Origin of the sequence: Pseudomonas sp. NFR16, from assembly GCF_900108875.1 — a bacterium.
Taxonomy (GTDB): Bacteria; Pseudomonadota; Gammaproteobacteria; order Pseudomonadales; family Pseudomonadaceae; genus Aquipseudomonas.
Genome location: NZ_FNYJ01000004.1, coordinates 1 through 14,014, shown reverse-complemented (window position 1 = coordinate 14,014; position 14,014 = coordinate 1). Strand labels below are relative to the sequence as shown.

At 59.8% G+C, this 14,014-nt stretch carries 14 protein-coding genes and 1 pseudogene; 6 read left to right on the top strand and 9 right to left on the bottom strand.

Translation table 11 applies throughout. The annotated features are described in order from the left end of the window. Nucleotides 1–72 precede the first annotated feature (72 nt). The gene (locus tag BMZ10_RS28330; protein ID WP_371265986.1) at nucleotides 73–528 is read left to right on the top strand and encodes a methyl-accepting chemotaxis protein; all 456 of its coding nucleotides are present in this window, start codon (nucleotides 73–75) and stop codon (nucleotides 526–528) included. A gap of 98 nt (nucleotides 529–626) precedes the next feature. Here the strand turns inward: BMZ10_RS28330 and BMZ10_RS28325 are convergent, their stop codons facing one another. The 3 genes and pseudogenes from BMZ10_RS28325 to BMZ10_RS16000 all read right to left on the bottom strand — a co-directional run bounded on the left by BMZ10_RS28325 (nucleotide 627) and on the right by BMZ10_RS16000 (nucleotide 3,233). Then, nucleotides 627–1,331 (bottom strand): methyl-accepting chemotaxis protein, encoded by a 705-nt coding sequence (locus tag BMZ10_RS28325; RefSeq protein WP_371265985.1) that lies wholly within the window; start codon nucleotides 1,329–1,331, stop codon nucleotides 627–629. Between the two features lie 198 nt (nucleotides 1,332–1,529). Continuing rightward, a pseudogene (locus BMZ10_RS28320) lies at nucleotides 1,530–2,435 on the bottom strand (methyl-accepting chemotaxis protein); the annotation flags it as partial. Between the two features lie 372 nt (nucleotides 2,436–2,807). Continuing rightward, a complete protein-coding gene (locus BMZ10_RS16000) occupies nucleotides 2,808–3,233 on the bottom strand; it encodes a hypothetical protein (RefSeq protein WP_093464241.1) in 426 nt (141 codons plus the stop codon). 269 nt (nucleotides 3,234–3,502) lie between these two features. On the opposite strand from BMZ10_RS16000, the gene rclC reads away from it, so the two are divergent. Together rclC and BMZ10_RS15990 are read left to right on the top strand one after the other, a co-directional pair. Continuing rightward, a complete protein-coding gene (rclC, locus tag BMZ10_RS15995; RefSeq protein WP_093464239.1) occupies nucleotides 3,503–4,084 on the top strand; it encodes a reactive chlorine resistance membrane protein RclC in 582 nt (193 codons plus the stop codon). Nucleotides 4,085–4,351: 267 nt separating this feature from the next. Continuing rightward, nucleotides 4,352–5,500: an acyltransferase family protein gene (locus BMZ10_RS15990; RefSeq protein WP_093464237.1), complete on the top strand. Its 1,149-nt coding sequence runs from the start codon at nucleotides 4,352–4,354 to the stop codon at nucleotides 5,498–5,500. A gap of 31 nt (nucleotides 5,501–5,531) precedes the next feature. Here BMZ10_RS15990 and BMZ10_RS15985 read toward each other — a convergent pair whose 3' ends face one another. Next, nucleotides 5,532–6,770, bottom strand: coding sequence for a TIGR03862 family flavoprotein (locus BMZ10_RS15985; RefSeq protein ID WP_093464235.1), 1,239 nt, complete (start codon nucleotides 6,768–6,770; stop codon nucleotides 5,532–5,534). A gap of 197 nt (nucleotides 6,771–6,967) precedes the next feature. Beyond that, nucleotides 6,968–7,885 carry a histone deacetylase family protein gene (locus BMZ10_RS15980; RefSeq protein WP_093464232.1) on the bottom strand — a complete coding sequence of 306 codons (918 nt, stop codon included), beginning with the start codon at nucleotides 7,883–7,885 and terminating at the stop codon, nucleotides 6,968–6,970. A gap of 126 nt (nucleotides 7,886–8,011) precedes the next feature. On the opposite strand from BMZ10_RS15980, the gene BMZ10_RS15975 reads away from it, so the two are divergent. The 3 genes from BMZ10_RS15975 to BMZ10_RS15965 all read left to right on the top strand — a co-directional run bounded on the left by BMZ10_RS15975 (nucleotide 8,012) and on the right by BMZ10_RS15965 (nucleotide 10,165). Next, complete coding sequence (locus tag BMZ10_RS15975) at nucleotides 8,012–8,575, top strand: GNAT family N-acetyltransferase (protein ID WP_093464229.1); 564 nt, start codon at nucleotides 8,012–8,014, stop codon at nucleotides 8,573–8,575. Nucleotides 8,576–8,699: 124 nt separating this feature from the next. Continuing rightward, nucleotides 8,700–9,569, top strand: coding sequence for an acyl-CoA thioesterase II (tesB, locus tag BMZ10_RS15970; protein WP_093464227.1), 870 nt, complete (start codon nucleotides 8,700–8,702; stop codon nucleotides 9,567–9,569). Beyond that, on the top strand, nucleotides 9,566–10,165 hold the full coding sequence (locus BMZ10_RS15965) for an HAD family hydrolase (RefSeq protein WP_093464224.1): 600 nt from the start codon (nucleotides 9,566–9,568) through the stop codon (nucleotides 10,163–10,165). The genes tesB and BMZ10_RS15965 overlap by 4 nt, the downstream gene beginning before the upstream one ends. Before the next feature lie 390 nt (nucleotides 10,166–10,555). On the opposite strand, the gene BMZ10_RS15960 is transcribed toward BMZ10_RS15965, so the two are convergent. From BMZ10_RS15960 to BMZ10_RS15945, 4 genes are all read right to left on the bottom strand, one after another. Next, nucleotides 10,556–11,545 carry a hypothetical protein gene (locus BMZ10_RS15960; protein ID WP_093464222.1) on the bottom strand — a complete coding sequence of 330 codons (990 nt, stop codon included), beginning with the start codon at nucleotides 11,543–11,545 and terminating at the stop codon, nucleotides 10,556–10,558. 4 nt (nucleotides 11,546–11,549) lie between these two features. Continuing rightward, nucleotides 11,550–12,437 (bottom strand): KPN_02809 family neutral zinc metallopeptidase, encoded by an 888-nt coding sequence (locus BMZ10_RS15955; protein WP_093464220.1) that lies wholly within the window; start codon nucleotides 12,435–12,437, stop codon nucleotides 11,550–11,552. A gap of 251 nt (nucleotides 12,438–12,688) precedes the next feature. Beyond that, nucleotides 12,689–13,048, bottom strand: coding sequence for a hypothetical protein (locus BMZ10_RS15950; protein WP_093464218.1), 360 nt, complete (start codon nucleotides 13,046–13,048; stop codon nucleotides 12,689–12,691). Next, nucleotides 13,038–14,014, bottom strand: a 977-nt coding sequence (locus BMZ10_RS15945) for a hypothetical protein (protein WP_256214518.1), incomplete at its 5' end; no start/stop codon positions are given. The genes BMZ10_RS15950 and BMZ10_RS15945, both read right to left, overlap by 11 nt.

Here is a 14,014-nt window from a genome sequence, read left to right as displayed (position 1 = left end):
GTCGCGCAAGCAGCCACAATCGCCTTCAGCACCTCCAGGCAGACTGACGGCAGCGCTCAGAAAGGAGCGTCGGTGGTCCGACAGACCGTCGAGGTCATGCATGAACTGGCCGAACACATGGAGCAGGCCGCCGAGCGCATCGCTGCGCTGGACAAGCAGTCCCAGGTGATCGGATCGATCATTCAGAGCATCAGCAGCATCGCCGACCAGACCAACCTGCTGGCACTCAATGCCGCCATTGAAGCTGCCCGCGCCGGTGAGCAGGGCCGCGGCTTCGCCGTGGTCGCCGACGAAGTCCGGCAACTGGCGTCGCGCACCAGCAAAGCCACGGAAGAAATTGTCGGCGTGGTGCAGCAGAACCAGCACTTGGCCGAGCAGGCGGTCAATGTGGTCATCAGCGGCAAGCAACAGGCGCAACAGGGCTTGGAGCTGGCCGAACAGGCGGGCGCTGTGATCGTCGAAATCCAGGAAGGCGCGCAGCAAGTGGTCAGCGCGGTAGGGCAGTTCACCAATCAGCTGTCGAGCTGACGCTTCAAGCGCTTGGCGCTGCCTTGAAAGCCGCTCGTTTCCTCTCCAGGCCGATAAAAAACGGCGCCGGGCGATAAGCCCGGCGCAGGCGAGGTGCGCTACACCTTGAAGTGGCTGACCAGCATTTGCAGCTGATTGCCCAGGCGGGCCAGTTCGACGCTGGAGGCTGCGGTTTCCTCGCTCGCGGCGGCGGTCTGTTCGGAGACGTCGCGTACGTTGAGGATGCTGCGGCTGATCTCTTCGGCCACAGAGCTTTGCTGCTCGGCGGCTGCGGCGATCTGTTGGTTCATGGCCTGAATATTGGACACGGTGTTGGTAATGCTTTCCAGCGAGGTGCCGGCTTTGCGTGTCAACGCCACGCTGCTGTCCGTGAGGTTGCGGCTGCTTAGCATGATCTCCGACACCTGACGCGTACCGTTTTGCAGGCCGGCGACCAGCCCTTCGATTTCTTCGGTCGACTGCTGAGTGCGTTGCGCCAAGCCCCGGACTTCATCGGCCACGACCGCGAACCCGCGACCCGCTTCACCGGCGCGGGCCGCTTCGATGGCGGCGTTGAGTGCCAACAGGTTGGTCTGCTCGGCGACGGCCTTGATCACGTCCATCACTTTGCCGATCTTGTCGCTTTCCTGCTCCAGCACCGTCATGGCGTCTGTTGAACGGATCACTTCGCTGGCCAGTTTCTCGATCTGGGCGATGGCCTCGCCGACGACTTTGTCACCGTCGCGCGCTTCCATGTCGGCAGCCGATGCCGCGACGGAGGCCTGTTCGGCGTTGCGTGCAACCTCGTGAACGGTCGCTGACATCTCGTGCATGGCGGTGGCGACCTGGTCGGTCTCCACCTTCTGGCTGTTGACCCCGGCGCTGGTCTGCTCGGTGACCGCAGACAGCTCTTCGGCAGCGCTGGCGATTTGCGTGACGCTGTCGCGGATGCCGCCGATCAGTTCGCGCAACGTGGTGCCCATGCGCTGGATGCCCACTTGCAGCGTGCCCAGTTCGTCCCGGCGGGTGACGACCAGATCCTGTGTCAGGTCGCCTGAAGCGATGCGGTCGACCACGGTCAGGGTCTGCTGAAGCGGACGGGTGATCTGGCGGGTAATGATGACCGCCGCCAGGGCGCCGAAAATCAAGGCCAGCAGCGTGCCGCCAATCTGCAGCGTGCGCGCCTGTTCGGTGTCCTTGTCGCCGAGGGTTTTCTGGATGTCGACCAGTTGCTGACTCAGCTTGACGATGGCCGCGCCTTCATCCGTCATCTCGGCACGAGCCGCATTGATGCTGTCGTTGGCGGTCTTGAAGCCCAGCACCGAGGTGCGGTAGCCGATCAATGCGGCTTCCAGCTGGGTAAGGCGCTCAGCCTGAGTGCTGCCAAACGTGGCTTTGAGCTGCTCAAGACCGTTGATGGCGCTCGTCAGCTGCTGCGTGGCGGCCTGTTCGGTCTTGTCGGTGGCGTTGCCGGTGTAGCCGCGCACTTCGTAGCGGACCAGCATCACGTCTTCCTTGGCTTTGATAACCGTCTGATACTGCTCGAAGCGACGCTCATCGGCTGGATCCAGCTTCATCACGTCGTCATTGATGGCTGCGATCAATCCCGCCGCCTTTACGGCATCCACACCCATGTCCGCGCGCACCTTGGCGCTGGCACGGTAGCCTTCGCGCATCTTGTTCAGTGAGCTCTGATACGCCGCGACCTGGTCGCCCAGCGCCTTGATCGTCGGGACGTTGACGGGGTTGCTGAAGGTGTTCTGCAAGTGTTGCTGCTGGGCCTTGAAGCCGTCCAGCGCGTTCTGCACGTTTTGCGCAACCGCCTCGTCACCATTGGAGAGCATGTATTGCAGGCGGGTGACGCGCAGGTCCGTCAGCTTGGCTGACAGCTTGGAAATGTCCGAAACCCGGTCGCTGCGGTAGGTCATGTTGCCCAGGCTGGTCCAGCCGATCAGCGCAAGCAGGGCAGTGAAAACAAGTACAACACCGAACCCGAGGGCCAGTTTCAGATTGACGCTGATGTTCGCGAACCAGCTGTTCATCATGATTCTCCAGAATGTCCATTGTTCGAAATCGTCAGCTGGAGATTTGTTGTTGTAAAGCCAGCAAAACATTCAAATGTACGAATGCATCGGCGGCGTCGGAGAATTCTGAAAAAAATGTCAGAAATGAGTCGCGGGAAAATGTTTCAGCGCGCGAATTTCGCCTGAATTGATAGCTGCGGCGCAGGCAGGATTTGCGCGGCCCAGAAACAATCAAGCCCGGCGATTGCCGGGCTGGTAGGGGAGGGAACGTCTGGATCAGCTCAGGCGGTTTGCACCGACGTGATCGGCGCCATCAGCAGCGATGCGGCCCAGTTGAGTGTGTTCCGAACCGTTTTCAGCGACGCGGTTTGCACCGACACGATCGGCACCATCAGCGGCGACGCGGTTTGCACCGACACGATCAGCACCGTCAGCAGCGACGCGGTTTGCACCGACACGATCGGCACCGTCAGCAGCGACGCGGTTTGCACCGACACGATCGGCACCGTCAGCGGCGACGCGGTTTGCACCGACATGATCAGCACCGTCAGCGGCGACGCGGCCCATGTTGGTATGGGAAGAGCCATTTTCTGCAACGACCGGGGCATTGACGTATTTGCTGGCGTCTACGGCTGGAAGTGCGAACGCGCTGCTTGCCAATACAGAGAAGGCCAGGCCAAGGATCAGTTTGTTGGTTTTCATGATGTTTACTCCAGAACTCGTTAGTCAGTAACTTGCTATGTAGGCAATGTTACTCGGCGCTGGTTTATTAAGAAGTCAATACGATTGGTAGCGAACATCGCTCCAATTGATAGTTGCCAAAGCCGCGAGCCAGAGCCTCTGGGTGAATAAGGAGGGTCTGTCGGCAGCGGATTGAGACGATTGCGCAAAAGCTTGAGAGGATCAGACGCAACGGTGCGTCCCGTGAACTTTAACCTTGAGCCCACTGAATACACAGAGGACTCACCATCATGTTCACGCTCAACTCACTGCTGCGCAAAGCGACACGTCTCGACACCCTCGGCGTCCACCTGATCAGGCTTGGTGTGGCGATCATCTTTATCTGGATCGGCGCACTCAAATTCGTCCCCTATGAAGCCGACAGCATCACCCCGTTCGTGGCCAACAGCCCGGTCATGTCGTTCTTCTACAACCATCCGCACGAATACAAAGAGCATCTGACTCACGAGGGCCAGCTCGATCCAGTCAAACGCGAGTGGCAAGTCAGCAACAACACGTACACCTTTTCCGATGGCCTTGGCACCGTCGAGATCCTGATCGGCCTGCTGGTGCTGTCCTACGCGTTCTCAAAACGGCTGGGCATGGTGGGTTCAGTCCTCGCGTTCCTGACCCCGATCGTGACGCTGTCTTTCCTGATCACAACGCCTGAGGCCTGGGTTTCGAACCTGGGTGACGCCAACTTCGGTTTTCCGTACCTCTCCGGCGGCGGCCGGCTGGTGCTCAAGGACGTGCTGATGCTGGCAGGCGGCGTGGTGATGATCGCTGACTCGGCCCGGCAACTGCTGAATGAGAAAGCCTCACGCAGCGCCTGACCCGCACCGTTCAGGTCACCTGGAACGCAGCGCCTTCGAGGCGCTGTGTGCTTTCTCCAGGCTTTTATCGAGGCGTACGGACCATTTGGTTTCTTTATGACTGATCGGTCGCGTTCGTCAAACAATGGCGTCAAGTTTTGCGCCGTGGTTTGTATCAGACATGAAATATTTCAACTATCGACGCTGTGCTGAACGCAATACCGTGTCACTGCCGCGAGCCTTCGCTGCCGCCGAGCGCGCTTCATAAACCGGGACGGAAGTTGTGCCATGGAACCAGTCAAGCGATTCACCACCCTCGACAGTTTCAGAGGTGTCTGCGCACTGTTGGTGGTGTTCTATCACCTGCATGTCGTGGGCTCTTTTACCGAAATGCCATTTTTCCGAAGAGTGGACATCCTGCTCAATTTCTTCTTCGTCCTGAGCGGCTTCGTGCTGGCCCATTCCTATGGGATGAAACCGAGGCTCGGATTCAAGGACTTTTTCATTTCCCGATTCTTCCGTCTTTATCCGCTGCACCTGACAATGCTGCTGGTGTTCATCTCTTTTGAGTTGGTGCGCTGGGCCGCTTACAACAAAGGGTTCAACCTCAACAACGTGCCGTTCACCGGGCTGTTCGCGCCTGCGGAGATACTCCCCAACCTGCTATTGCTGCAAGCGTGGACGACGCTGACCGAAACCATGTCGTTCAACTACCCGTCGTGGAGCATCAGCATTGAGTTCTATATTTATATGCTGTTTGGCCTGGTGTGCATTTTCTCGATGCGCAACCGGTTTTTACTGGCGGCCTGCATCTCGGTGATCGCGTTCGGTCTGATCTTCACGGGTAACGAGCCGCTGGTGTGGCGCGCCATGTTGGGGCTTTCGTGTTTCTTTGCCGGCAACATCACGTATCTGGTTTATCGGTTGGTTCGCGACCGGTTCGTGCCGGTGCAATGGTCGATGACCGTGCTCGAATGCCTGCTGATGTTTGCGACCTACTGGCTGATCATGAACGACTTCGAACATCGCTCACCCATCGCCAGTCTCATGTTCTGCCTGTTGGTGCTGGTCTTCGCGTTCGAAGGCGGGCTGGTCTCGGCGCTGTTGAAAACCGGGTTATTCACCCTGCTGGGCAAGCTGTCGTATTCGATCTACATGACCCACGCATCGCTGCTGTTCTGCCTTTCGACCGTATTCATCGTGGCGCAGAAACTGACCGGTCGCGACATGGCACCGATGATCGAAGGTCAACGCTACATGGACACCGGCTCATTGCTGATCAACAACGGCTTTGTCGTGGTCGTTATCCTTGCGGCTCTGGGCTTGGCGGCATTGGCGCACACCTACATCGAGATGAAAGGTGTGGCGCTGGGCAAGCGCGTCATCAATGCGTCGCGGCGCAGGGCTTTGGTGAGCAAGGCTGCGATAACCGGCTGAGGCCGCCCATGCGCCGGGATCGCGAAGCGGCTCAGCCTCGGCGCAACCACTCGACGATCCCGAACCCGGCGGCGCGTCCGCTGGCGAAGCAGGCAGTGAGCAGATAGCCGCCGGTGGGTGCTTCCCAATCGAGCATCTCGCCGGCGCAGAACACGCCCGGCAACGACGTCAGCATCAGTTGCCCGTTCATGGATTCGAACTTCACGCCGCCCGCGGTGCTGATGGCTTCGTCCAGCGGGCGCGGCCTGATCAGCGTCAGCGGCAGGGTCTTGATCGCCTGCGCCAACAGGGCCGGATCGGCGAATGTCTCGGCGGGCGTCAGCTCACGCAATAATGCGGCCTTGAGGCCATCGAGTCCCAACTGGCTGTGCAAATGTTTGGACATTGAGCGTGAGCCACGGGGTTTGCTCAGGGCTTTGTTCACATCGCCGATGGCTTTGCCCGGCAACAGATCGATCTCCACCACGGCGGCGCCGTGCTGATTGATCGCCTCGCGAATCTGCGCCGACAGCGCATAAATCAGGCTGCCTTCGACGCCGTTGAGGGTCACCACACATTCCCCCAGTCGCTGCGGCTGACCGCTCAGGCCGATGGCAATGTTCTTGAGCGGCGCACCCGCGAATTTGCTGCTCAGCAGTTCACTCCAGGCGCTCACATCGAAACCGCAATTAGCGGGCTGCAGGGCTGCAACCTGCACATCGTGCTGCTTGAGCAGCGGCAACCAGGCCCCGTCGGAGCCGAGTCTCGCCCAACTGGCGCCGCCCAGCGCCAGCAAGGTCGCGGCGGGCGCGATGGACAATTCGCCTTCAGGCCCGGCAATGCGCAGGGTGTTATCGGGGTTCCAGCCAAGCCAGCGATGGCGGGTGTGGATAACTACCCCGGCGTCCCGCAGGCGCTTGAGCCAGGCGCGCAGCAAAGGCGCGGCTTTCATGTCGGTGGGAAAGACGCGACCCGAGCTGCCCACGAACGTCTCGATCCCCAGACCGTGAATCCACGCGCACAGCGCCTGCGCGTCGAAACCGCGCAGAAGCGGTGCAATCATCGGGGCACGCTCGGCATAGCGGGATAGAAACGCCGGCCAGGCTTCGGAATGGGTGATGTTCATGCCGCCCACACCGGCCAGCAGAAACTTGCGCCCTACCGACGGCATGGCGTCGTACACGTCGACCCTGAAACCTGCCTGACTCAACACTTCCGCCGCCATCAAGCCGGCAGGTCCGCCGCCGATGATGGCGACTGTCTGGGTGCAAGAGGAGGTGTTAGAGGTCATGGCGGGCTGCGGATCGATGAAAGAGGCCGCGCATTCTACCCCAGGCGTGCGACGAGCGAATGATCTGTGGACAACTGTTGAGCAAAAAACGTACAGAGGGCGCCAAGCCATGCGCAATACGGGCTCTATCGGCTTGCGCTCAGGTTATCCACAGGCCGCTCCACAGTGGATGTGGGTAAATCGGCACTGAGGCAGGTTTACAGTCCTTCAGATATCCACACCCGTTGGGCGCTGTGGTGCAGGATGCCGTGACGTCGCGCGAGGGCGTGCCGATCCTTGCTGTAGCCGCCACCGATCACGCCCATGAGCGGGATGTCGCGGCCCAGGCAATGACGCATCACGGCCTCGTCGCGGCGTGCAACCCCCGCATCAGTCAATTGCAGATAACCCAGGGCGTCGTCCTTGTGCACATCGACGCCGGCGTCGTAGAGCACCAGATCAGGCCGATACAGGGGCAACAGGTAATTGAGCGTGTCATCTACCACTTTCAGGTAATCGTCGTCACCCATGCCCATGGGCAGCGGAATGTCCCAGTCGCTCTGCGCCTTGCGCGCCGGGAAGTTCTTTTCGCAGTGCAGCGAGACCGTGATCGCGTCTTCGGTGTGTTCGAGGATTCGCGCCGTACCGTCGCCCTGGTGGACATCGCAGTCGAAGATCAGCACACGGTCGACCCGACCGCTCTGCAGCAGATAATGGCTGATGATCGCCAGATCGTTGAAGATGCAGAATCCCGCCGGATAATCGTAGTGCGCGTGATGGGTGCCGCCCGCCAGATGACACGCCAGACCGTGCCGCAACGCTTTCTCGGCCGTCAGCAGAGAGCCGCCCACCGCGCGCACCGTACGTCGGGCCAGATCCTCGCTCCAGGGCAGGCCTAATCGACGCTGATCCTCACGGGAAAGCTCGCCCTGCATGTACCTGCGGATGTAGGCAGGGTCGTGCGCCAGCGCAAGAATGTCCTCCGGGCAGACCTCCGGGCGAAACAATTGAGCATCCGTGGTCAGGCCGCTGTCGATAAGGTGGTCGTGCAGCAGCCGGAACTTTTCCATCGGGAAGCGATGATCGGGCGCGAACGTCGGGCTGTAGTCTTCGTGGTAGATAAGAGGCAGGGGCATGGCACTTACGCGTCGGGTTCGAAGGGGAATCTTGCCAGTTACGGTGTTCACCGCACAGCGATTTGCTGGGCCGGGGCGCTGGTAAACTGGCGGGAAATTTGAGGTGTCGGGCAGGAGAGACGTTCAATGGAGCCGATACTCGAGCTCAGCAGCGCGCGTTTGTTGATGCGTCAGTGGCGAGATGATGATTTGCCGGCCTTCGCGCAGATGTGCGCAGACCCGCACGTCATGCGTTACTTCCCGGCGTGCATGAGCCGGCTGGAAAGCGCCAAGATGATTGGCCGTGTCCGCGGGCATTTCGCCGAGTACGGCTTCGGATTGTGGGCACTGGAGCGTAAGGATACCGGCGAGTTCATCGGCTTCACCGGACTCAACGTCGTGGGATTCGAAGCCGCATTCACGCCTGCGGTCGAGATCGGCTGGCGGCTGGCCAGAGAACATTGGGGCCTGGGCTACGCCAGTGAAGCCGCATGGACCGTGCTGGGCTGCGGTTTCGAGCATCTGGAACTGGATGAGATCGTGTCTTTCACGGCCACGAGCAATCTGCCGTCGCAGAAAGTGATGCAGGCGATCGGCATGCAGAACAACCCCGCCGACGATTTTGCCCATCCCAACCTTCCGGAAGGCCATCCGCTGAGGCCTCACGTGCTGTATCGGATCAATCGCCAGGGCTGGCTCGCGACGCTGTGATTGCGTGCGCGAAACGGGCTGCAAACTCTGTATCATTTCGCAATCTTCCACGGCGTCGTCTTGACCGGCCCGTGGCCTGTTTTGTGATGACTGGTGTGTGATGACCGTTTGCGAGGAACCCCGAATGAGCCATGTGCTGGATGATCTGGTAGCGCTGTTGAGCCTGGAGCCCATCGAAGAAAATCTCTTCCGTGGGCGCAGCCAGGACTTGGGCTTTCGCCAGCTGTTTGGTGGGCAGGTGCTGGGTCAGTCGCTGTCGGCGGCCAGCAAAACCGTTGAAGACGAACGCCACGTGCACTCGTTGCACGGCTACTTTCTGCGCCCAGGCGATGCGTACCTGCCGGTGGTTTATCAGGTCGACCGTGTGCGCGATGGCGGCAGTTTCAGCACGCGTCGGGTCACGGCCATTCAGAAGGGCAACCCGATCTTCACCTGCAGCGCTTCGTTTCAGTACGACGAAGAAGGTTTTGAACACCAGAGCCAGATGCCGCAGGTGGTCGGTCCGGAAAATCTGCCTTCGGAACTTGAGTTGATGCGTCAGCGTGAGCACCTGATCCCCGAGCACATGAAAGACAAGCTGCTGTGCCCCAAGCCGATCGAATTCCGGCCGGTCACCGAGTCCGACCCCTACAATCCCAAACCGGCCGATCCGGTCAAATACGTGTGGTTCCGGGCTGACGGCTCGCTGCCGGACATCCCCGCGCTGCATCGGTACATGCTCGCCTACGCTTCCGACTTCAACCTGCTGACCACCTCGCTGCTGCCTCACGGCAAGACGGTCTGGCAGAAGGACATGCAGATCGCCAGCCTTGATCACTCGCTGTGGTTTCACGGCGAGCTGCGCGCGGACGAGTGGCTGCTCTACGCCATGGACAGCCCGTGGGCCGGCAATTCCCGCGGTTTTTCGCGGGGCAGCGTTTACAACCGGGACGGCAAGCTGGTGGCTTCCGTCAGCCAGGAAGGGTTGATTCGTCACCGCAAGGATTGGTCATGAGGCTGGCGCAGCTTCGGCATTGGGTGTTCGACATGGACGGCACGCTGACGGTTGCTGTCCATGACTTCCCGGCCATCAAGAGCGCGCTGCAGATTCCGCTGGAAGACGACATTCTCGGTCATCTGGCTGCATTGCCCGCCGACGTTGCGGCCGCCAAGCACGCGTGGCTGTTGGAGCACGAGCGCGAGCTGGCCATCGCCTCACGGCCGGCGACAGGTGCTGTCGAACTGGTACGCGAGCTGGCCGGGCGCGGTTACCGGCTGGGTGTTCTCACCCGCAACGCCCGCGAGCTGGCCCACGTGACGCTGGGAGCCATCGGCATTGCAGACTGTTTCGCCGTCGAAGACGTCCTCGGACGTGACGAGGCGCCACCCAAACCCGACCCCGGTGGTCTGCTGAAACTTGCTCAGGCCTGGAACGTCGCGCCCGCTGAGATGGTGATGGTGGGCGACTACCAGTTCGACCTGGCCTGCGGAAAAGCAGCCGGTGCACGCACCGTGCTGGTCAATCTGCCCGAAAATCCATGGCCGGACCTCACCGATTGGCATGCCGAAGACTGCCGGGTGCTGAAGACGATGATTGGTGCGGGTATTTGAAGGAAGATAACGCCGCAGCATTCCGCGCGGCGACCTATCTGTAGGCGTGAGCCAACTGTCTTTAACGCCCCTTTCGATCAGCGGCGTAATCCCCGACGCCTTCCCGGCTAAAGCCGGTCCTACGAAGAGGTCGCAGCGTCTGTAGGACCGGCCTCAGCCGGGAAGAGGCCGGTGCAGACTGTGGGGATGCAGCAGTTGAAAACAAGTCTTCGCGGGCAAGCGCGCTCCTACGGTTCGGAGGCCTGGCCGGGAAGCCGAGTGATGTCCGCGATTCCCCTGTAGCAGCGCGCTTGCCCGCGATGGCGGCAGGTCGGTCGGCATCGAAGTCTCAGGCCTCACCCCATCGCGAGCAAACTGAAAAAGGCGCGATCCGACACGCGCCCGTCACGCTCAATTGCCCTTGAACAACGCCGTCTGACCTTCGGGAGAGGTGAACATCGCGTCGCCGTTGTGACCCACATTTTTCACTTCGACCAGTCGCTGGTTCAGGCCTTCGGGATGGCGCTTGGTCAGGTAGTCGAAATAGTTGTGGCCGCGCGCCAGGCGCTGCGGGCCTTGGGCTTCAGCGCCGCAATCCTTGTCCAGCGCCGGATGCTCAGGGTCGGTGTCCAGCTCACCCAACAAGTAAGTGATGTCGCGTTTGACGTAGGCGGCCTCCAGCTCGGCGGCCGTTTCCTTGCCAGCATACGCAGGCAGCTTGTTCAGGCCGTATTTCCAGGTATCGAATGTCGGGCAGGTCGCTGCATCCACGGGCACCGGCCGCGTCGCGTCGAAATAGGCATACGACGACGGGTTGGCGATCACATAGCGCAGCTTGATCCCTTCCTTCTTCAACAGCGCGTCTTCCTTGCCCCCGATCATCGCGTAACGCTGCACGACCTGCGCGCCGCCGGAATGTCCGGCGATTACGACCTCTTTCAGATTAGGGAACAGCTTGCTGTCGCTCAGGCGCTTGAGGATATGGTCGATGACCACGAACGAGCTGACCGGTTTGGCGCCGATCGACTTGTCGCCCGCCATCCAGTCGTTGCCCCGCCAACGCAGGACCGCATCGGGCAAGTGATGGGCGACGATGTCTTTCTCGTCGAGAAACTGCGGCGCGATCAGCAGGGTTTTCGAGCGCTGTCTGGATTGGTTGGCAGCGCGCTCGGCGCTGCGCAAATAAGTCTGTGCGTTGCGCAGGCGGCCATGAAAAATGATGACCACCCGTTGGATCTGCGGGCTGGGCTTGACCCAGTTCTGGCTAAGGCCCAGCGTGGCCTGAGTCGTTCCGTTGATCAGCAGCCGGTCCGGGCTGATGGATTTGACCGCCTGATCCGCAGCATGAGCAGTGACGCTCATCAGGGTGCCCAACAACAGGATCGAAAGCGGTTTCATCATGTGATCAGAGGCTCTTGGCGGCGAAGGTATCGCATTGGTTGATTTGTCCCTGGGCAAAACCTGTCTTGAACCAGCGCACCCGCTGGGCAGACGTCCCGTGTGTGAACGAGTCCGGTACGACGCGCCCCTGGCTTTGCTGCTGCAGGCGGTCGTCACCAATGGCGTTGGCGGCGTTCAGCGCCTCTTCAATATCACCAGGTTCAAGCCAGTTCAAACGCTTTTGTGCGTTGTTGGCCCAAACACCGGCAAGGCAGTCAGCTTGCAGCTCCTGGCGAACCAGCAGACCCGCGTCGCCCTCCATGCGCATGCCACGCTGGCGGGCGGCGTCAACTTTAGCCGAAACCCCGAGCAAGGTCTGCACATGATGGCCAACTTCATGTGCGATCACATACGCCTGAGCGAAATCCCCGGCTGCCTTAAAGCGCTGGGACATCTCACGGAAGAATTCCATGTCCAGATAGACCCGCTGATCGCCCGGGCAGTAAAACGGCCCGCTGGCCGAAGACGCGAAACCGCAGGCCGACTGCACCTGGCCCCGGAACAGAATGAGAGTTGGATTCTTATATTGCCGGCCGCCTTGCTGGAAAATCTGGCCCCACGTGTCCTCGGTATCTCCCAGGATTGCACGCACGAAATCGGCCTGCTCGTCATTCGCCGGCGGTGCCTGGCGCGTCTGAGGATTGACCGCCGTGGATTGCTGCGTGCCCATCTGGCCGGCGATCTGCCCCAGAATCTGCATCGGGTCCTGACCGGTCAACAAACCGATGGCGACGATGATGACGATACCGCCCAGGCCCAGGCCCTTACCGCCAATGCGCATCCCACCCCCGCCACCGGTGTCATCGCGCGCATCGACGACGTTGTCACTGCGACGTCCTTTTTTCCAGAGCATGGTGGAATCCTCTTTTAGTCGTGTAGGAAGTGTAGACGGCAGGGGAGGCCGATCGTCTGACTGCTGGGACTAAGAGGTGGAAACGGAGGGAATGGTTCAGGGTGTGTGCTTGCGGCGTTTTCGTGTGCTTAGCGCGGAATGTTGGGAGTTACTTTTCCGCGCGCGTCCCCCCCATAACGCTTTCCGCACCGTCGCCTCGGATGTCCGTGTAAATGATCTAACAACATTAACCTCGTCTCCTATATGAGCGCTCAGCGTATAAAAAAGTAGAGGCATGCCAACGCGAAGCCGTTTGCATACAGGAAAAAGTAAAGTGCCCGGATTTGTTTCACCAGGGTCGGCGGCAACCTCATGTAAGCTTCGCGCGAAATTTCACCGCGTCTTTGCAATAAGCCAGGCATCATTACAACCATCGATATCGCGTTCAGTCGCGCGTGTCGGCCGAGAAAGCTTGTGCCGAAGGTGTTTCTATACCAAGAGATGAAATTTACGTCGTACAAAAATGCCTCGGCTTCATCGAGCTTGGTGTAGGCGAAATAGATCATGATACCAATGTTGGAAAATAGGCTACTCAATACTACGATTACCCACCAAACGGGATCAAAGCTCACTGTCTGGACTCCATTCGTAGAGTTTAGTCCCGAAAATTTCTGCCACGCTCTCTCCTGCCACACCCCCTCCAAATCCGCCCGCTGCCGCTCCCACGATCATGCAGGTTAAAGCCCCGGGACCGCTCAATGCACCCAGTACAAGACCACACGTATAAGTTGCTATCGATGTACCCAGCATTCCTCCTAAATAACCACCGCCCACACCACCTACCAGTTTCGCACCTTCTACAAATTTGGCTCGAGTACACTGCTCTTTTCGCCCGGTCGAACAAGCCTCTTCTATCTCTAAATAAGACGAGACACTGTTCAATCCAATCCCGATAGGCGTTCCGGCACGTAGCAACTTGGCAGCCTTCGCCACTCCCCCGACTTTCTTCGCATACCCCTGAATCTCCCCCGTATGCAGATAACTCTTCGTCGAGATCCCCAGCATCTTTTTGATCGATCCTTTCTTTTTCAGCCTCGTTCCCCTGCGCGCAATGCCTTGCAGTTGAGTATCGAGCTTGGCGAAGAGGGCTTTGCGCTGGTTGATGAACTCTTGTCGGGCGATGGGGGTGCCTCGGATAAGCGACAATTTGTACAGTCGCTCAATGTCATCCAGGGTGTTCTTTACGCTCTCCAAGTGTGCCCCCCAGCTTCCCGTGGCGGCGCCCAGTCCGAGCGATCCATACCCGAGCATGTGCTGCAAGAGGTCATAGTTTTTGATGACGAGCCCATCGGCCCCGGCCTGATGCTGGCTCAGTTGTCTGCGCACGTTGCGGGCGTAGTCCATCAGTTCGGTTTCCTCAACCGTCACTGTGCGCGTCGAAAGGTCGCCCATCACCACAATCTGGCCGGGCATGACCACGATATTGAGGAGATGCGCATTGAGCGTATCGAACTTTGCATTACCGCCGACGCGGTTTTTCAGTGTGGCGTAGGATTGCATCTGTTCGTTGATGAAGACGTACGGCTTGGTCATGTCCG